Source organism: Micromonospora sp. NPDC005257 (assembly GCF_042872445.1).
In the GTDB taxonomy this organism is placed as follows: domain Bacteria; phylum Actinomycetota; class Actinomycetes; order Mycobacteriales; family Micromonosporaceae; genus Micromonospora.
Genome location: NZ_JBIAKL010000015.1, coordinates 1 through 18,817, shown reverse-complemented (window position 1 = coordinate 18,817; position 18,817 = coordinate 1). Strand labels below are relative to the sequence as shown.

At 69.9% G+C, this 18,817-nt stretch carries 14 protein-coding genes; 7 read left to right on the top strand and 7 right to left on the bottom strand.

The features are described from left to right. The first annotated feature begins 3 nt into the window (after positions 1-3). The 7 genes from ACFYO8_RS26345 to ACFYO8_RS26315 all read left to right on the top strand — a co-directional run bounded on the left by ACFYO8_RS26345 (position 4) and on the right by ACFYO8_RS26315 (position 9,411). Positions 4-774 carry an ABC transporter permease gene (locus tag ACFYO8_RS26345; RefSeq protein ID WP_355094496.1) on the top strand — a complete coding sequence of 257 codons (771 nt, stop codon included), beginning with the start codon at positions 4-6 and terminating at the stop codon, positions 772-774. Then, positions 771-1,586 carry an ABC transporter permease gene (locus ACFYO8_RS26340; RefSeq protein WP_355094498.1) on the top strand — a complete coding sequence of 272 codons (816 nt, stop codon included), beginning with the start codon at positions 771-773 and terminating at the stop codon, positions 1,584-1,586. The genes ACFYO8_RS26345 and ACFYO8_RS26340 overlap by 4 nt, the downstream gene beginning before the upstream one ends. Further along, positions 1,579-2,391: an ABC transporter ATP-binding protein gene (locus ACFYO8_RS26335; protein ID WP_354872873.1), complete on the top strand. Its 813-nt coding sequence runs from the start codon at positions 1,579-1,581 to the stop codon at positions 2,389-2,391. The genes ACFYO8_RS26340 and ACFYO8_RS26335 overlap by 8 nt, the downstream gene beginning before the upstream one ends. Before the next feature lie 106 nt (positions 2,392-2,497). Next, positions 2,498-5,131: a bifunctional acetaldehyde-CoA/alcohol dehydrogenase gene (gene adhE / locus ACFYO8_RS26330; protein ID WP_354873118.1), complete on the top strand. Its 2,634-nt coding sequence runs from the start codon at positions 2,498-2,500 to the stop codon at positions 5,129-5,131. Positions 5,132-5,170: 39 nt separating this feature from the next. Continuing rightward, positions 5,171-5,740, top strand: a complete 570-nt coding sequence (locus ACFYO8_RS26325) for an SRPBCC family protein (protein WP_354872871.1) — start codon at positions 5,171-5,173, stop codon at positions 5,738-5,740. After that, entirely contained in the window at positions 5,737-6,687 is a 951-nt protein-coding gene (locus ACFYO8_RS26320; protein ID WP_354872869.1) for an Acg family FMN-binding oxidoreductase, read from the top strand. The genes ACFYO8_RS26325 and ACFYO8_RS26320 overlap by 4 nt, the downstream gene beginning before the upstream one ends. Before the next feature lie 321 nt (positions 6,688-7,008). Further along, positions 7,009-9,411, top strand: coding sequence for a phosphoketolase family protein (locus ACFYO8_RS26315; protein WP_354872867.1), 2,403 nt, complete (start codon positions 7,009-7,011; stop codon positions 9,409-9,411). A gap of 111 nt (positions 9,412-9,522) precedes the next feature. On the opposite strand, the gene ACFYO8_RS26310 is transcribed toward ACFYO8_RS26315, so the two are convergent. The 7 genes from ACFYO8_RS26310 to ACFYO8_RS26280 all read right to left on the bottom strand — a co-directional run bounded on the left by ACFYO8_RS26310 (position 9,523) and on the right by ACFYO8_RS26280 (position 18,707). Further along, a complete protein-coding gene (locus ACFYO8_RS26310) occupies positions 9,523-11,487 on the bottom strand; it encodes a right-handed parallel beta-helix repeat-containing protein (protein WP_354872865.1) in 1,965 nt (654 codons plus the stop codon). A gap of 97 nt (positions 11,488-11,584) precedes the next feature. Beyond that, positions 11,585-13,201: a CocE/NonD family hydrolase gene (locus tag ACFYO8_RS26305; protein WP_355094500.1), complete on the bottom strand. Its 1,617-nt coding sequence runs from the start codon at positions 13,199-13,201 to the stop codon at positions 11,585-11,587. Then, positions 13,198-14,067, bottom strand: coding sequence for a carbohydrate ABC transporter permease (locus ACFYO8_RS26300; protein WP_354872860.1), 870 nt, complete (start codon positions 14,065-14,067; stop codon positions 13,198-13,200). Before ACFYO8_RS26300 ends, ACFYO8_RS26305 begins: the two co-directional genes overlap by 4 nt. Beyond that, positions 14,064-15,017 carry a sugar ABC transporter permease gene (locus tag ACFYO8_RS26295; protein ID WP_354873116.1) on the bottom strand — a complete coding sequence of 318 codons (954 nt, stop codon included), beginning with the start codon at positions 15,015-15,017 and terminating at the stop codon, positions 14,064-14,066. Before ACFYO8_RS26295 ends, ACFYO8_RS26300 begins: the two co-directional genes overlap by 4 nt. Before the next feature lie 71 nt (positions 15,018-15,088). Continuing rightward, entirely contained in the window at positions 15,089-16,345 is a 1,257-nt protein-coding gene (locus ACFYO8_RS26290) for an ABC transporter substrate-binding protein (RefSeq protein WP_354872858.1), read from the bottom strand. A 781-nt stretch (positions 16,346-17,126) separates the two neighbouring features. Further along, a complete protein-coding gene (locus tag ACFYO8_RS26285) occupies positions 17,127-17,420 on the bottom strand; it encodes a DUF1330 domain-containing protein (protein ID WP_354872856.1) in 294 nt (97 codons plus the stop codon). A gap of 210 nt (positions 17,421-17,630) precedes the next feature. Then, complete coding sequence (locus ACFYO8_RS26280; protein WP_387257690.1) at positions 17,631-18,707, bottom strand: MBL fold metallo-hydrolase; 1,077 nt, start codon at positions 18,705-18,707, stop codon at positions 17,631-17,633. Positions 18,708-18,817 lie beyond the last annotated feature (110 nt).

The following is an 18,817-nucleotide window of genomic DNA, read 5'->3' as shown; positions in this document are numbered from 1 at the left end:
CCGATGCGCAAGGTCCTGCTGGGTGCCGCCGGCCTTCTGGGGTTCCTCGCCGTCTGGCAGCTGCTCCCGACACTGGGACTGGTCGACCCGCACTACCTGCCGTACGCCACAGACGTGTTCGGGCGGCTGTTCCAGGAGGTCCGCGACCTGGCCTTCTGGCGGCGGCTCCGGCTCACCATGACGTCGTGGGCGATCGGCCTGACGGTGGCGACGCTCGCCGCGGTCGCGTTGGGGACGGTGGTCGGGCTGGTGCCGTTCCTGCGTCGCGCGACGCACACGACCGTCGAGTTCCTGCGGCCGGTGCCGTCGGTCGCGCTGATCCCCCTCGCCGTGCTGATGTTCGGCCTGCAGATGCGCGCCGCGCTCGTCATCATCGTCTACGCGGCGTTCTGGCAGGTGTTCGTGCAGGTCATCTACGGCGTCGCCGACGTCGACACAGTCGCCCGGGACACCGCGCGAAGCTTCGGCCTCACCCGCCGCGAGCAGCTGCGGTATCTCGTCCTTCCGACCGCTCTGCCGTACCTGATGACCGGCCTGCGTCTCGGCGCGGCCGTCGCGCTCATCCTGGCCGTCACCGCGGAGATGGTGATCGGCAACCCCGGCCTCGGGCGCATGATCGAGCTGTCCCGCTCCGCCGGGGACGCCGTCGGCCTGTACGGACTCGTCGTGGTCACCGGGCTCCTCGGCCTGCTGGTGAACGTCGTGTTCCGCTTCGCCGAACGCCGCTCGATGGCCTGGCACCAGTCGGTGCTCGCGGACGAGGCAACCCGATGACCGCCCTCGGCGCGGGCAGGGCCGGCCCTCGCGGCCTCGGCGTCCGGGTCGCCCAGAACGTCCTGTTCGCGGTCGGGCTTCCCGTCCTGGCCGTGGGGCTCTGGGCCGTCTGGTCCACCCGGTCGACGAACCGGTTCCTCGTCGGCCCCCGGACGCTCCTCGACGCGTTCCGGCAGACCTGGATCGGCCCGGCGTTCGTCGACGACGTGCTGCCGAGCGTGTACCGGCTGCTGATCGGCCTGATCGCGTCGGTCCTCCTCGGCGTCGCCGCCGGCGTCGTCATCGGCCGGTTCCGCCCGCTACGCGAGATCCTCGAACCACTGCTGGAGTTCTTCCGCGCGATCCCGCCACCCGTGCTGATTCCGGTCGCGATGCTCCTGCTCGGCATCACCGACACCATGAAGGTCGTCGTCATCGTGTCCGGCGCGATCTGGCCGATCCTGCTGAACACGATCGAGGGCGTCCGGGCGACCGACAGCGTGATGCTGGAGACCGCGTACTCCTTCCGGATCTCCCGGTGGGACCGGCTCTGGCTGCTGATCCTCCCGGCGGCGAGTCCGCGCGTCATGACCGGCGTACGGCAGGCGCTCTCGGTGGCCCTGATCCTCATGGTCATCTCGGAGATGTTCGCGTCGTCCGCCGGCCTCGGATACCGGATCGCCTACTTCCAGCGGAACTACCTCATCGCCGAGATGTGGAGCGGCATCCTCCTGCTCGGCCTCATCGGCGTCGTCCTCGCCGTGGTCTTCGGTGTCGTCGAACGCCGCGTCCTGCGCTGGTACCACGGAATGAAGGAGGTCACCCGTGCCTGACGGGAGCCCTCTGCTGCGGGTCGAGCACCTGCGGAAGGTCTACGCCTCCGGCCGGGGCGAGGTCGAGGCGATCGGGGATCTCAGCTTCACCATGGATGCCGGCGAGCTGCTGTGCGTCGTCGGTCCCTCTGGCTGCGGGAAGACCACCCTCCTGAAGTGCCTGGCCGGGTTGCTCCGGCCCACCAGCGGCCTGGTCGAGATGGAGGGATCACCGGTGACGGGCCCGAGCCCGGCGATGGCGGTGGTCTTCCAGGAGTACGGCCGCAGCCTCTACCCGTGGCTGACGGTCCGGGGCAACGTGGAGCTCCCGCTTCGCCACAAGAAACTCTCCCGCGCCGCACGCGGCCGGTTGGTCGCCGACGCCCTCGACGCGGTCGGACTGCCGCAGTCGGCGCGGAGCCATCCGTGGCAGCTCTCCGGCGGGATGCAGCAGCGGGTGGCCATCGCACGCGCCATCGCGTACCAGCCGGAAGTGCTGATCATGGACGAGCCGTTCGCCGCGGTGGATGCGCAGACCCGCGCCGACCTGGAGGATCTCGTCCGTGACCTGCACCTGACCCGCGGGATCTCCACCGTCTTCGTGACGCACGACATCGACGAGTCGGTCTATCTGGGCCAGCGCGTCCTCGTCCTGTCGAACGCACCGACCCGGGTGCAGGAGGACCTCGTGGTCGACCTCCCGCGGGAACGCGACCAGCTCACCACCCGGGCCCTGCCCCGGTTCACCGAACTGCGGACCCACGTCTACGAGCAGATCCAGCGGGCCAAGCGAGGGACGGCCGCGGCGCCCCACCCGGCGCCGTGACCGCACCTCACCGGCCCCGGCAACGGATCACGTAGCCACCGGCACGCCCACGTCCCACCACCGGCGACGTACGGGTGCGGGCCGGTGGTCCCGTCCTCACGGGTCCATCGGCCGTGCCCGCATCGATCGCCGCGGATCTACGGTCGAGGCGACGGACCGATGGAGGGCGGAAGCCATGATCGGAACCCTGGTGGAGAACGGTCTCAAGGCGTTGGCCGACTACGACTCCTACGGCCAGGACCAGATCGACGGCATCGTGAAGAAGGCGTCGGTGGCCGCGCTCGGCCGACACGCCGAACTCGCCATGCTGGCGGTCGAGGAGACCGGCCGCGGCGTGTTCGAGGACAAGGCGGTGAAGAACATCTTCGCCTGTGAGCACGTCACAAACCACATGGCCGACGTCCGCACGGTCGGGGTGATCGCCCAGGACGACATCACGGGCATCACGCAGATCGCCGAGCCGGTGGGGGTGGTGGCCGCGGTGACGCCGGTGACGAACCCGACGTCGACCACCGTCTTCAAGGCGCTGCTGGCCCTCAAGACCCGCAACCCGGTGATCTTCGCCTTCCACCCGTCGGCGCAACGCTGCAGCGAGGAGGCGGCCCGCACGGTCCGCGACGCCGCCGTCGCCGCCGGCGCGCCGGAGCACTGCATCCAGTGGATCGACGAGCCGTCGGTGGCCGCGACGAACGAGCTGATGCGGCATCCCGATGTCTCGGTGGTCCTGGCGACCGGCGGCAACGCCATGGTCCGGGCCGCCTACTCCACCGGCAAACCGGCGCTCGGCGTCGGCGCCGGCAACGTCCCCGCGTACGTCGAGGCGTCGGCCGACGTGGCCCGCGCGGTCAACGACGTGGTGCTGTCCAAGTCGTTCGACAACGGCATGATCTGCGCCTCCGAGCAGGCAGTCATCATCGACGACGCGATCCGGCCGGCCGCCCTCGCCGAGTTCCGGCGACTGCACGCCCACATCGCGACGCCGGAGGAGAAGTCGCTGCTGGAGAAGCTGCTCTTCGGCTCCGGGAAGCTCAACCCGGACGTGGTCGGGCAGCCGGTGGCCTGGATCGCCGAACACGCCGGTTTCACGGTCGCCCCGGACACCTCGATCATCCTGGTCCCGGTCGACCGGGTCGGCCCGGCCGAGCCGCTGACCCGGGAGAAGCTCTGCCCGGTGCTCGCCCTGTTGCCCGCCACCGGTCACGACCAGGCCTTCGGGTACGCCGAGCAGATGGTCGAGTTCGACGGTCTGGGCCACAGCGCCGTCATCCACACGCAGGACGCCGATCTGGCCGAGGCGTACGGCCGCCGGATCAAGGCCGTCCGGATCATCTGGAACGCGCCGGCCTCGCAGGGTGGCATCGGCGACATGTACAACGCCTTCCTGCCGTCGCTGACGCTGGGCTGCGGAAGCTACGGCCACAACTCGGTGTCGCACAACGTCACGGCGGTCGACCTCGTCAACATCAAGCGGGTCGCCCGGCGTACGAACAATCTGCAGTGGTTCAAGGTCCCGCCGAAGATCTACTTCGAGCCGAACGCGATCCGCTACCTCGCCGACATGCCCGACGTGCACCGCGTCACGGTGGTGACCGACCACACCATGACCAGGCTGGGGTACGTGGACCGCGTCCTTTCCGTGCTGCACCGCCGCCGCGAGCAGGTGGCCCTGCAGATCATCGACGACGTCGAGCCGGAACCCAGCGTCCGTACCGTCGAGCGTGGCGCCGAGTCGATGCGCTCGTTCCGCCCGGACACCATCATCGCGCTGGGCGGCGGTTCGGCGATGGACGCGGCGAAGGTGATGTGGCTGTGCTACGAGCACCCCGAGGTGGTCTTCGCCGACCTCCGGGAGAAGTTCTTCGACATCCGCAAGCGCGCCTTCAAGTTCCCCACCCTCGGCGCGCTGGCCCAGCTCGTCTGCATACCGACCACCTCCGGCACCGGGGCCGAGGTCACCCCGTTCGCGGTCATCACCGACACCGCGTCCGGCAAGAAGTACCCGCTCGCCGACTACGCCCTCACGCCGAGCGTGGCGATCGTCGACCCGGTCCTGGCGGCCGACCTGCCGGCGGTGGTCACCGCGGACAGCGGCTTCGACGCGCTCACCCACGCGATCGAGTCGTACGTGTCCGTCTACGCCAGCGACTTCACCGACGGTCTGGCCCTGCACGCCGTCCGGCTCATCTTCGGCAACCTCGCCCGAGCCGTCCACCAGGGCGCCGCGGACCCGGTGGCCCGCGAGAAGATGCACAACGCCGGGACGATCGCCGGCATGGCGTTCGGCAGCGCCTTCCTCGGCATCGTGCACGCCATGTCGCACACCCTGGGTGCCACCTTCCACGTCGCGCACGGGCGCACCAACGCGATCCTGCTCCCGCACGTCATCCGGTACAACGGCACCGTGCCGAGCAAGCTCACCGGCTGGCCCAAGTACGAGACGTACCGGGCTCCGCAACGCTTCGCCGACATCGCCCGTACCCTCGGGCTTCCCGCGGCGACCGACGCCGAAGCGGTCGAAGCCCTGGCCACGGCGATCGAACGCCTGCGCGACGAGGTCGGCATCGAGCCGTCATTCGCGGCCGTCGGCGTCGACGAGCGGGCCTTCCTCGCGGCGCTGCCGCAACAGGCGCTGAACGCGTACGAGGACCAGTGCGCGCCGGCCAATCCCCGGATGCCGATGCTCGGCGACATGCAGGAACTGATGCGCGCCGCGTACTACGGAACGGCGACCTCCGGCTGACTCGGCGGGGACCGCCGCTTCGCTCAGGAAGGAGAGGTCATGCAGGGAACAGTGCTCCAACGGCCCGGGCGGTGGCTCACCTGGGGAGCCACGGCGGCCGAGGTGGACGCGACGCTGCCCGGTGACGAGTTCCTGGCCGATCCGGACATCGTCTCCACCCGGGCGGTCACCGTCGACGCGCCAGCCGAGGCGGTCTGGCCCTGGCTCGTGCAGATGGGCAGCGGTCGCGGTGGCGCCTACACCTACGACTGGATCGAGAACCTGTTCGGGCTCGACATGCACAGCGCCGACGAGATCCTGCCGCAGTTCCAGCATCTCGCCGGCGGCGACGAACTGCCGCTCGGCAAGAGCGGGCCGGCCATGCGCGTCGAGATCCTCGACCCGCGGCGGACGCTGGTGTTCCGGTCCGCCGACGGCGCCTGGGTGTGGGGTTTCCACCTGCGACCGGACGGCGCGGGCACCCGGCTGATCAGCCGCAACCGGATCGCCCTGGCGGCGCGCCCGGGGCCGGGCCGGGCCGCGTACCGCCTGGTGATGGAACCGGGCAGTCTGATCATGGAGCGCCGGATGCTGCTGGGCATCAAGCAGCGGGCGGAGGGCGCGTCATGAACGTGCTCACCCGGGCCGTGGCCGCGGCGACGCTCGCCCCTTCGCTGCACAACAGCCAGCCGTGGCGCTTCCGGATCACCGGCCGCGAGGTGCTGGTGTACGCCGACCACAGCCGCCGGCTCGACGCGCTGGACGCGTCCGGCCGCGAACTCCTGATCAGTGTCGGTGCGGCCCTGTTCACCCTGCGGCTGGCTCTGCGTGCGCAGGGATGGCGGACGACGTGCGCCGTCCTCCCGGAACCGGAGTCGCCCGACCTGGTGGCCCGGGTGACGCTCGATCGTGAGGATCCACCACCGGAAACCGTGACGACGCTGGCCGAAACGATCGCCCGGCGCCACACCAACCGGTTGCCGTTCACCGATTCGGTGGTGTCCGCCGACGCGATCGAGGAGCTGGGATCGGCCGCCGCGGACCAGGGGGCGGTACTCACGATCGCCGGCCTGGTCACCCGTAACGCCATCCTGCAGCTCGGGCGCCACGCCGAGCGCCAGCTGCGCACGAAGGGCCGCTACCGGGCCGAGCTGAACCGCTGGACGAGACCCTCGCCGGGCCGGCACGACGGCATCCCGCCGGCCGCTGTCGGACCGTGGGACGCCCTCGAACGGATGCCGGTCCGGGACTTCGGCCTCGTCCACCCGCAGCCCTGGCGGACGAACGAGTTCCTCGAGGCGCACCCGACGATCGCCGTGCTGGCGACGCCCGGCGACGGCCCGGACGACTGGGTCCGCGCCGGCCAGGCGTTGCAGCACGTCCTGCTGGTGGCCACCCGGCTGCGGCTGGCCACCACCCCCGTCAGCCAACCGATCGAGGTGCCGGCGACCCGGGAACTGCTCGCCGGCACCACCGCGGGCCACCAGGCACAAATGATCATCCGGATCGGACACGCACCGCAGGCTCCGGTGACGCCACGCCGGCCGCTGTCCGAAGTCCTGGACAGCGGCCGGTGATCGTCTCACTATCCGGACGCGCTTCCGGATGCGCCGGAAGGGTCGTCCCGGCGCATCCCGCCCTGATGCCGGCCGGCAGACGGAGGCGGCCCGGCCGGTCAAGGTCGGCGTGCCGGAACGAGCGCCCGTCCTGCGCGAACGCCTCGCCACGCACGGGCCGCCCGGCCGCGACTCCGGCATCTTCGACCCACCGCCGGTGCACCGGATTCCCGCGTACGAGGGCCGAAGGTCCTGTGGCTTGCGGCTTGCGGGCCCGGGCGGTCGGCGGCGGCGGGGCCTAACGTAAGTCCTGACAAGACGAGATCTGTGAAAGGAACCGCCGTGACCGCGGTCGTATCCGAACTCCGCACGCTCGCCGAGCTCGACGACGCCGAGCTAGCCCGTCTGGACGCCTGGTGGCGGGCGAACAACTACCTGACCATCGGGCAGATCTACCTGCAGGGCAATCCGCTGCTACGCGAGCCGCTGTCGGCTGAGCACATCAAGCCGCGCCTGCTCGGCCACTGGGGAACCAGCCCCGGCCTGTCGCTGATCTACGCGCACGCCTCCCGGCTGATCCGGCACACCGGCCAGCAGGCGATCTACCTGGCCGGCCCGGGTCACGGCGGGCCGGCACTGGTGGCCGCCGGTTACCTGGAAGGCACCTACAGCGAGATCTACCCGGACGTCAGCCAGGACGAGGCCGGGATGCTGCGCCTGTTCCGGCAGTTCTCCAGCCCCGGCGGCATCCCGTCGCACGTGTCGGTGACCACCCCCGGCTCCATCCACGAGGGCGGTGAGCTGGGCTACGTCCTGGTCCACGCGTTCGGCGCGGTGATGGACAACCCGGACCTGCTGGCCATCGCCGTGGTGGGCGACGGCGAGGCCGAGACCGGGCCCCTGGAGGGCTCCTGGAAGGGCGTGTCCTTCCTCAACCCCGCACGCGACGGCGCGGTCCTGCCGATCCTGCACCTCAACGACGCCAAGATCTCCGGTCCCACAGTGCTGGGCCGCAAGGACCCCGAGGAGGTACGCAACCTCCTGCGCGGCCACGGTTACGACGTCATCGAGGTCGAGGGCTCCGACCTGCCCGGCATGCACCACCGCTTCGCCGCCGCCCTGGCCACCGCCTGGACGAGGATCCGCGACATCCAGACCGCCGCCCGTGACGGTTCCTGGGACGGCACCCGCCCGACCTGGCCGCTGATCATCCTGCGGTCGCCGAAGGGCTGGACCGGCCCGGACACCGTCGACGGCACCATCGTCACCGGGACCTGGCGGTCGCATCAGGTGCCGCTGTCCGGCGTCAAGGACAACCCGGAGCACCTCGCGCTGCTCGAGCGCTGGCTCAAGTCGTACCGTCCGGAGGAGCTGTTCGATTCCGCCGGCGCGCCCGTGGCGCTGATCCGGGACCAGGCCCCCGACGGCGACCTGCGGATGAGCGCCAGCCCGCACGCCAACGGCGGGCTGCTGACCCGGGACCTGGACCTGCCGGACTTCCGTTCCTACGCGATCGAGGTGCCGCAGCCGGCCCAGGAGCGGGCCGAGTCGACGCGCAAGCTGGGCGAGATGATGCGCGACATCTACACCCGCAACGCCGACCGGTTCCGGTTGTTCTGCCCGGACGAGACCAACAGCAACCGCCTCGGCAGCGTCTTCGACGTCTCCGACCGCGCCTTCATGGAGCGGGTGACACCGGAGGACGTGTCGATCAGCCGCGACGGCCGGGTCATGGAGGTGCTCAGCGAGCACAACTGCCACGGTTGGCTGGAGGGCTACAACCTGACCGGCCGGCACGGCATGTTCGCCACGTACGAGGCGTTCGCCATGGTCAGCGCCTCGCAGACCGTGCAGCACGGCAAGTGGTTGCAGGAGGCCAAGCACCTGCCGTGGCGCGCGAAGGTGCCGAGCCTCAACGTCCTGCTGACCTCGACGGCGTGGCGCAACGACCACAACGGCTTCTCCCACCAGGGTCCCGGCCTGATCCAGGTGGTGCTCACCCAGCGCGGCGACGTCGCCCGGGTCTACCTGCCGCCGGACGCCAACACCCTGCTGTCGGTGGCCGACCACTGCTTCCGGTCGCGCTCGTACATCAACCTGATCGTCATCGACAAGCAGCCGCAGCTGCAGTACCTCTCCATGGACGAGGCGATCGAACACTGCGCCCGCGGCGCGGGGATCTGGCAGTGGGCCGGCACCGACGACGGCACCAGCGACCCCGACATCGTCCTCGCCTGCGCCGGCGACGTCGTCACCATGGAGACGGTCGCGGCGGCGCAGATCCTGCGCGACCGGCTGCCCGGCCTGAAGGTCCGCGTGGTCAACGTGGTCAACCTGATGACCCTGGTCCGGCCCAAGGACCACCCGCACGGCATGAGCGAGACCCTGTTCACCGAGCTGTTCACCGACGACGTCGACGTGGTCTTCTCCTTCCACGGCTACCCGGGCGCGATCCACCAGCTCGTGCACGGCCGCCCGGACGCGGACCGGTTCCGCGTGCGCGGCTTCATCGAGCAGGGCACGACCACCACGCCGTTCGACATGACGGTGCGCAACAAGGCGTCCCGGTACCACCTCGTGATGGACGCCATCAACAACGCCAAGCGCCTGCCGCGCGGGGCGGCGGACCTCAAGGCGTGGTGCCGCAGCCAGCTCGACCGCCACGAGACGTACGTGGTGGAGCACCTGGAGGACATGCCCGAGGTCCGCGACTGGACCCTCGGCGACTGGGCCGCACGCGGCTGAGGGCGACGGAGACGGTGGCGCCGGCCGGTCGGCGCCACCGTCTCATCGCTTCGGACGGCGGCCGCGCGCCGCGGCCGGCAGAGTAATCGCGCCGTACGCACGGGTCCGCCGTCAGAAGACGCGCGTACGCTGCGCCCCGGATGGGAGGCCGGCGATCGGGCCGACGGCGCCCTCTCGTCCCGGCTGCCGGGGCTGGCCCGTAAGGTCGACGGCCATGACGGCGGGGCTGCCGTCCGCCTCCTCGAACTCCGCGTCGGCGCAGCGGACCCGTTCCAGGTCCCGGCCGGTGACGAGACCGATACGGGCCCCGTCGAACGCCTCGGGGAGGTCGGTGACGAGCCAGACCGCATCGCCCTCGTCGACAATCGCCGCCGTCGCGGCACCCAGCACCCGTGGCTCACGCTCACCCTCGAACGGCCGGGCGCCCGCGGCGTAGGCGTTCGCGCGGGCGTACACCGGTTGCTTCACGTCGACGTACTTCTGCTGGTCGCTGGGCGGCTGGTCGTCGAGACGGGCCAGGTACTCCGCGAACGACGCGGGATGGCCGTCGTATCCGGCGGTGCCGGCTCGCGGCGGGCCCTCGCCCTCCGCGCCCGCGCCGTAGGCCGCGCCCGGGTCGCCGCCCAGGAAGAGGTTGCCCACGTACCTGTCGTCACCGCCGTAGATCACCGCGTACCCGGCGACCTGGGTGCTGTGCGGCCGGTGGTACGGCGTGGCGCGGTCCAGCACCGGCTCCAGCCGCACCGTGCCGCAGACCAGGTTGTTGACGAAGGCGCCGCCCTGGCTGAACAGCTCCAGCGCGGCGGGTGAGCCGAAGATGTTGTGCTCGACCAGGTAGGGGCCGTGGCTGACCTCGACGAAGAGGTCCCGGCAGTTGTCGTGGTAGACGTTGCGGGAGAGCCGGGTGCCCTGCGCCTGCCAGTCCAGCCAGGTGCCGAGCGAGCAGCCGTGGATCCGGTTGTGCCGGATCACCACGTCGATGGCGGCGTGCAGCTTGATGCCGGCGATCTCGTACCCGTAGAACTCACGCTTCACGCCGACGTGGTGGATGTGGTTGTCCTCGATCGTGGAGAACGCGCACCCGAGGTGACCCACGATCGCGTTCTGGCCGCAGTCGTAGATCGTGTTGCGGCGGATCACGTGCGAGCCGATGTGCTCCCGGTCCCACCCGATCTGGCGGGCCGCGAAGACCGACTCCAGCTGGTACTGGTAGCCCGGCTTGTCGCCGCGCAGAGCCGAGAAGTTCTGCCCGGTCGAGCCCTCCTTCCCGATCGAGATCGCCGAGCACTTGGCGTCATGGATCACGTTGTCCTCGATGACCCACCCCTTCGCCCAGCCGGGTCCGATCAGGCCCGGCTGGTCGGCGGTCGGCGGCGCCCACGGGCTGGCCGCGTGGGCCAGCTCGAAGCCACGGACGGTGATGTAGTCCAGGTGGGGCTGCGCCGGGTAGAAGACGCTGCGGCGTACGTTGATCTCCACCAGCTCCGCGTTCGGGTCGGCGCCCTGGAAGTTGGCCCAGATCGTCGTCTGCTCGCCGACCTCGGCGTACCAGACGAGCCGGGTCTGGTCGGGATTACCGACCGGACGGGTCACCCGGGTCCAGTCGTCGACGACCTCGGTGCGCCGGGGCGGATCGTCGACCTCTGCCCGGCTCCCCACCTCGAAGAAACTCAACCCGTTCAGATAGACGTCGCCGAGGTGCCGGCGTGGCGCGCCCTCGCGGTAGACGATCCAGTCGCCGGTCACCTCCTCGGCGTACGGGTTGAACGAGCCGAACAGCGCGTTGTCGACGACCGCCTGCCATACCGTCCCGCCGAGCGACGTCCATCCGGTGACGCGTTCCGATCCTTTGATCACCACGTGCTCGCCGGGCGCCGCCTCGTAGGTGATGCGGCGGGAGTCGCTGAGACCGCCGTGGCGTGGCTTCACCCACTCGCGGTACTCCCCCGCGTGCACCACCACCGTGTCACCGGGCTGCGCGACGCCCGCGGCCCGGTTGATCGTCCGGAAGGGCCGCTCGGCGCAGCCGTCGGCGCGATCCGAACCGCCTGTCGCCACATGGAATACGGATGCCATCCGGGGAGCCCTCCTGGACAAGCGGTTCCGATGACCGCACGTGTACGGGGATGTGCGTAGATGGCGCTCGCCGCGGTGGCCGGCGCGTTCGCGCCGTTCACGTCCACACCGGCAGGTCGATCCGGGACGGCTGGGCGCCGTCGTGGGAGATCTCCTGCCGCGCCCTTACGGTGGTGGTCGCGGTGACTGCGGGTTCGCCGCTGCCGGGATTACGGGCGTAGCGCGGATGCGCTCCGGAGCTGACGTGCACGGCGACGCGGTGGCCGGCGGCGAAGCGGTGGAACGCGGGCCACAGCGGCACCTCCAGCTCGACGAAACCGTCCTCGTCGGGCAGCGGGTCGGTGGCCGCGGTGCCGACGCCGCCGATGCGGCGGATGCCGTCGCACACACTCATGGAGCGGCCGTCGGGGTGCACGTCGCAGATCCGGACGAAGACGTCGGCGCTGGCTGCCGTCGAGCGGAACCGGATGTGGGCGGTCGGCTCCCCGGCGAGGACGACAGCGCGCTCCAGCGGCGCACTGCGGAAGACGGCCACGTCCGTACGGCGTTCGTGGGCGCCGTTGTCGACCGGCCCGCAGGACGGGCCCAGGCCGGGACCACCGAGCGCGGGTGTGGGCCGGTTCGGATCGTAGGTGTAGCGGGTGGTGCCCGCGTCGGGAGCGGCGGGGTACAGGCGCCACCGCCGCGTAGTGGTGTCCGGCGGGGGCCACGCGGACAGATCGTGCCACTGCTGCGCGCCGGTGAGGAAGGCGCGCACCGGCGCCGGCCGATCCGCGGGCGCGCCGGCGAAGTGTTCCTTGAGGAACGCGATCGACTCGGCGAGAAACGGGCTCTGATCGCTGCGGTGGCCCCACGGGCCGATGGTCAGCCGGGGCGGGCGACCGGCCGCGGCGAGTTGGGCGTAGTTGCGCAGCTGCCAGGGAAGGAAGATGTCGTACCAGCCGGTGGCCATGTACACGGGCGCGGTGACGTCGGGCACCGAGGCGGTGTGCGACTGCCGGGTCCAGTAGTCGTCGGTGAGCCTCTCGTGGGCCAGCCAGTCCTGATACCAGCTGATCGGGTGGCCCGCCACGGCGGTGTCGCCGGCGGACAGCGGCAGGACGTCGAGGGCTTCGGCCAGCTTCCGGTCCGGCCGCCGCGCGAGCCACGCTCTGGTCAGGACGCCACGCATGCCGCGTAGGGCCATCAGGCGCGACCAGCCGAGCGAGCCGCCCAGCGAGAAGACGCCGTTGTTCCAGGTGACCGCGCCGAAGTCGGCCATCGTGACGTTCAGGCACAGGGCGTCGGGGGCGTTGGCGGGATCGTCACGGCACATCCGCCCCGCCACGGCCCACTGGGCGTAGCCGAGGTAGCTCTCCCCGTACGTCGCGACCGCGCCGGTGAACCACTGCTGGCGGCGTACCCACCGGTGGGTGGCCATGCCGTCGCGCTGCTCGTCGAGCTGAGGTCGGAAGGTGCCACCGGAGCCACCGGTACCACGGCAGCTCTGCACCAGCACCGTGAACCCCTCGCCGGCCAGCGCCGGCGCGTGGGTGAGCGAGCCGTGCCGGCCGTACGGCGAGCGGACGACGATCGTGGGCAACGGCGGCTCCACCGGACCGGCCGGCAGGTAGAGGTCGGCGACCAGCTCGACGCCGTCGTCCATCGGCACGCGCAGCCCGCGCCGCACCGCGAAGGCGTACGGGGGCACCGGCGCCGCGTGGGGGGACCTCACCCCTTGAAGGCGCCTTCCATGATCCCCTGCACCAGACGGCGCCCGACGAAGACGAACAACACCAGCAGCGGAATGGTGGCCAGGAAGGAGCCGGACATGGCCAGGCCCAGATCGATGTCCCGGTTCTGCTGCAGCGCCTTGATGGCGATCTGGACGGTGTAGTTCTCCGGCGACTTCAGGACGATGAACGGCCACAGGAAGTCGTTCCACGCGTAGACGAACGTGAACAGCCCCAGCACGTATGCCGCCGGGCGGACCAGCGGGAAGGCGATCCGCCAGAAGATCTGCCAGGTGGTCGCGCCGTCCACCCGCGCCGCCTGCATCAGCTCGTCGTTGATCACGCTGCCGATGTGCTGGCGCATCCAGAAGATGCCGAACGCGCTGACCAGTCCGGGAACGATCACCGCCTGAAGAGTGTCCACCCAGTTCAACTGGGACATGATCAGGTACTGCGGCACCACGGCCAACTGCGCCGGCACCGTCATGGTCAGCACGACGATGAGGAACAGCGTGTTGCGGCCGGGGAAGGACAGCTTGGCGAAGGCGAAGCCGGCCAGCGCGCAGAGCACCGCCTGGCCCACGGCGATCGTGGTGGCGACGATGACGCTGTTGAGCAGGGACTGCACGAACGGCACGATGGTGAAGACCAGCTCCGCCAGGTGCAGGAAGTTGCCGCCGGGGGTGATCGTCGGCGGGAGGGTCGTCGCGGTGGCGGAGTCCGTCGTCGCCACCACGAACATCCAGTAGAGCGGGAAGACGCTGACGAGGGCCATGAACGTCAGCAGCGCGTACACCGGGAACGGGACGCGGTTGGCCTGGCGCCGCCTGGCCCGCCTGGGCGCGGCGGTCGGGGGTACGGGCTTCATGGGCGCTCCGAACGGATGCGGGTGGTCAGCAGATAGTTGAGTCCGGAGAAGGCCACCACGATGACGAAGAGCGCGACGCCGACCGCTGCGCCGTAGCCGAAGTGGAACTGCCCGAAGGACTGCTCGTAGAGGTAGAGGGTGACGGTCTGGCACTGCCGTGCCGCCCCGCAGGTGAGTCCGCCCACCGGGTTGGCCAACAGCGGCTCGGTGAAGACCTGCAGCCCGCCGATGGTCGACGTCACGACGGTGAACGCGATGATCGGCCGTAGCGAGGGGATGCTGATGTGCAGGAACTGTCTCCAGCCGTTCGCACCGTCGGCGGCGGCGGCCTCGTACAGTTCCCGGGGAACCGCCTGCAGCGCGGCGAGGTACAGCAGTGTGTTGTATCCGGTCCAGCGCCAGGCGATCATCGTGGCGATCATGATGTGGCTGCCCCACAGCGACGCCGTGAAGTCGATGTGCGCGAAGCCCAGCAACCCGAGAAACCAGTTGATCATGCCGTAGTCCCGGTCGAACATCTGGGCGAAGACGATGGTCGTGGCCGCCACCGAGGTGACGTAGGGAACGAGCACCGACATCCGGAACAACCCGGCCAGCCGCAGCCGCGCGTGGTTGAGCAGGTGCGCCAGGCCCAGCGCCAGGAGCAACTGCGGCACCGTCGACATCACCCAGATGCTGAACGTGTTCCGCAGCGCCCCCCAGAATCGCGGGTCGTGCAGGAGTTCGGAGAAGTTGTCCAGCCCCACGAAGCGGTGCTCGCCGATGGGGTCCCAGTCGAAAAGGGAGATGTAGAAGGTGAACAGCAACGGGAAGAGGCCGAAGATCAGGAACAGCACGAAGAACGGCGAGATGTACGCGTACGGCGCCAGGAACTCCCGTACGCCCTGCCGGATCCGCCGGTTGCGAACGGGCCCCCGGATGTCCGGTGGGGCGGTGGCCGGGCCGAGCATGGTGGTCAAAGCGTCACCCTTCCGATGGGCGGCGGCCGGGCGGTGCCCGGCCGCCGCGCATCAGCCCTCCGTCATTCGCGTACGGCGTTCTTGACGTTTTTCAGCGCGGTGTCCCAGGCATTCGCCGGATTCACCTTGCCCTGCTCGACGCTGGTGAGCGTGTTGAGGAACTCGGTGCCGACGGGTCCGTCCTGCGGACCGAAGTAGAAGGGCTTGATCCCCACCACCGACTGGGTGTAGATCTTGCCGATCGGCGCGTTGCTGAAGAACGGGTCGGTCTTTCCGACCAGCTGCGGGTCCGTGTAGACCGAGGGTGTGGTGGGCAGCGACCCCTGCATCAGGAAGTGGTCCAGCTGCCCCTTCGGCGACTGCATCTCGGAGATGTAGTTCCACGCCGCCTTCGCGTTCTTGGCGCGCTTGGGGATGGCGAGGAAGCTGCCGCCCCAGTTCCCCGAGCGACCGGGGATGGTGGCGATGTCCCACTTGCCGTTCGTCTCGGGGGCGTTCGTCTTCATCTGGCTGAGCATCCAGGACGGCGAGCACACCACCGCGTAGTCGCCCTTCTTCATCGCCGCGGTCCAGCCGGACGAGAACGACCCCTGCTTGGCGGAGATGCCCGCGTCGAAAGCCTTCAGCGTCACGTCGAACGCCGCCTTGACCTGCTCGTTGTCGTAGTCCAGCTTGCGGTCGGCGTCGTAGTAGCGCTGACTGCCCTGGTTGACCGCCTGGAAGAACACGCTGGTCGGCGTGTTGTCCACGAACGGCTTCCCGGTCTTCTGGACGTACTGCTTACCGACGTTGATGAACTCGTCCCACGTCGGCCAGAGCTTGGAGACCTCGTCCCGGTCGGTGGGCAGGCCGGCAGCCTTGAACAGATCCGTGCGGTAGGCCACCGCCAGGCCGCCGACGTCGGTCGGCACACCGATGATCTTGCTGTCCTTGGTCGTCGACTGCGCCATCACCCAGTCGAGGTAGTTCCCCTTGATGTCGTTCGCGCCCAGCGTGGTGAGGTCGACGAAGTTGTCCGGGGACTGCATGAACTTCGGCAGGTCGTCGGCCTGGATCAGCACCAGGTCGGGCACCTTGCCACCGGCCAGCGCGGCGGTGAGCGCCTGCGCGGTCTCGGTCGTGGTGCCCACCTCGGTGAGCTTGACGCGCACATCCGGGTGCGCCTTGGTGTAGACGTCGACGTCGCCCTTCTGGTTGATGTTGGCAAACGACCAGAACTCGAAGGTCTTCGAGTCGGACTTGCCATCTGATCCGCCACAGCCGGCAACGAGGAGCGCGACGGTGGCGATGACGGCTGCGGTGGTCCGGACGCGTTTCAACGGCCCTCCATCGGTGATCGTGAGCGGCGGTGGTCGAGTGACCGCGGCAAGCCGGGCGACGGTTCACCAGCGGGGACGCGCAGGTAGAAGCCGACGAGCGCCCTCACCGACGAGTCAGCTGTAGCCCCGTCGACGGTGAGGTCGTCACCCCCGAAACTTATCGGGATATTTACATGTCACGATCCAGTGCGCTGAGGCTACTAAGCGCCCCGTCATCCGTCAACAACATCGCTGCCAGGGAGATCACCGAACGGGAGGGGAGCTTCCTGACTCACAGGGCACCGAAAGTTTCGGAGCAAGGAGCGCGATTCCGCGAGAAGGCACTCACCGGCGGCCCGCTCACCCCCTCCCCGGACCGCGGCCTGAGGCCGGCGTTTCGGCCTGGCATGGGCGGCGTCAACGCCGTCCCGGCGGCGCGTCGGACGGGAGCGGAGACGCGGATGCCATGGGAGCCGCGCGGAGCCGAGTTTCGAGCCGTGGCGGAGCCGGGCAAGAGGCGTCCCCGGTGGGCGGCGGCCGGCTGGGAGGCCGCGCCGCTGAGGTTGGCCCGCACCGGGGAGACGCATCGGCATGACAGCGTCCGTCGAGTGAGGAAACGTCCTCGCGGGCAGGAGAAACCGAACCCGCGCAGCACCCCGGAGCGCGCCGGTTCACCGGCTGGAGCAGATCGCCCTGCAGGTCACGCCACCGCTATCGCGCAGGCCATCCGCGTCCCGCACCACGTCGAAGCCAACCGCCACGCAGGACGAAGAGGCCCCGTGAAGATCCGACCGGACGTCGGTCAGTCGATGCCTTCGATGATGCGGAAGTCGCGCTCGACGCCGTCGGAGAGGGCCACCAACGCCTCCTGGTAGGCCTCACTCTCGCGCGCCGCGACGGCCTGCTCGAAGCTGTCGAACTCGACCAGGACGGTGCGCTCGGCGATTCCGGCGTCATGCGCCACGACCCGGCCGCCACGGACGAGGATCCGACCGCCCGCGGCCTTGACCGCCGCAGCGGCCAGCTTGTTGTAGGCAGCCAGCCTTTCCGGGTCTGAAATGGTGCGGTAGACGCTGACCCAGTAGCCCTTGGGCATGGAACCTCCAGTGAGCCTTCTCTAAGCCGACGGGTCTGCTGCACCGGCAGGTGACAGGTGTAGTCACGCGGCCTGACGGGCCGGTGGGTGCATGATGGTCTCGAATTCCACGGGGGTCAACGATCTCACCTGTCGGTGCAGCAGACCCCCTCGATCAACGACCGGGCTCCGGGATACCACGGTCGGCTTCGACCGGAAGGTCCCCGTCGGTCACGCCGGGGCGTAGCGGCGCACTCCATCGACGTCGGCAGCCTTCAGCCGCCCCTGCGCCACGAGCAGGTCGAGGTGGGCGGCCGTCTCGGTGACGGCGAGCATCTGGTTGAACAGGTCCAGGTCGGCAAAGGCACGCTCACGCCTGGTCCAGGTCAGTCGACCCGCCGCCTCGTAAGCCGTCATCGCGTCACGCACGACCCCGCACGCCTGGTCGAGTCGCTTCGCATGATGGTGCAGGAGTTCGTCGACGCGCGCGTGGACACTCGGGCCGACCGGGCCGTGCGCTGGCAGCAGCCGCTGGTCGGGCAGGGACCGGACCAACCGCAACGAATCCAGGTAATCCCCGAGTGGCAGTGCCGCGGCCACCGCCTCGAAGCCGATGGACGGTGTGATCTGGGGAAGAACGTGGTCGCCGGTGAACATCAGCTGCGCGTCGCGATCGACGAAGACGACGTGCCCACGGGTGTGTCCAGGGGTCGCCACCACCCGCAGGGTCCTGGTCGGTAGGACGACATCGGTCCCCCCGGCCAACCAGTCGTCCGGCGCCGCCCAGTCCGTCGGATCATGCGGCGCCGACTCGGCCCGCGCGCGCAGCGCTTCGACGATCTCGCCCGCGCCGCATCGGATCAGCGCCTGCCAGTGTTCGGACATCGGTCGACGACCGGGGGTCGACAGCGCGCGGATAGCGGGTTCCTCGCCCTCGCCGAGGCTCACTGTCGTGCCGAACTCGCGTCGTACGGCCACCGCCATCGCGTAGTGGTCGCGGTGCACATGCGTCACGAGAAACCGACGTACATCTGCAAGGCTCGCGCCCAGGGCAGCCAGGGCCGCATCCAATGCCTGTCGGGCCGCCGTGATGGCCCAGCCCGAGTCGACCAGCACGAGGCCGTCGTCACCCGCCAGGGCGTACACGTTCACCGATCGCAGACCGTCCTGCGGTAGCGGCAGCGGAATGCGATACACCCCGGTGGCCACCTCGAACACGCCCGGACGCGTCCAGTCCGACGTCACATCATCGGGCTCGACCCGCATCGCTGCTGCACCCACCATCCGCCGTCCTCCCATCCAGAGCATGATCGCCGAGAGTAGTCACTTGCGCTTGCGGATCTCCTCGGCGGCCTGCGGGACGATCTTGAACAGGTCGCCGACCACGCCGTAGTCGGCCAGTTCGAAGATCGGCGCTT

Coding starts and splice junctions, on each gene's coding strand:
- ACFYO8_RS26325 (WP_354872871.1), top strand. CDS start 5,171: ATGCAGGGAACAGTGCTCCAACGGCCCGGGCGGTGGCTCACCTGGGGA.
- ACFYO8_RS26295 (WP_354873116.1), bottom strand. CDS start 15,017: ATGCTCGGCCCGGCCACCGCCCCACCGGACATCCGGGGGCCCGTTCGC.
- ACFYO8_RS26345 (WP_355094496.1), top strand. CDS start 4: ATGCGCAAGGTCCTGCTGGGTGCCGCCGGCCTTCTGGGGTTCCTCGCC.
- ACFYO8_RS26320 (WP_354872869.1), top strand. CDS start 5,737: ATGAACGTGCTCACCCGGGCCGTGGCCGCGGCGACGCTCGCCCCTTCG.
- ACFYO8_RS26340 (WP_355094498.1), top strand. CDS start 771: ATGACCGCCCTCGGCGCGGGCAGGGCCGGCCCTCGCGGCCTCGGCGTC.
- ACFYO8_RS26280 (WP_387257690.1), bottom strand. CDS start 18,707: ATGCTCTGGATGGGAGGACGGCGGATGGTGGGTGCAGCAGCGATGCGG.
- ACFYO8_RS26310 (WP_354872865.1), bottom strand. CDS start 11,487: ATGGCATCCGTATTCCATGTGGCGACAGGCGGTTCGGATCGCGCCGAC.
- ACFYO8_RS26300 (WP_354872860.1), bottom strand. CDS start 14,067: ATGAAGCCCGTACCCCCGACCGCCGCGCCCAGGCGGGCCAGGCGGCGC.
- ACFYO8_RS26285 (WP_354872856.1), bottom strand. CDS start 17,420: ATGCCCAAGGGCTACTGGGTCAGCGTCTACCGCACCATTTCAGACCCG.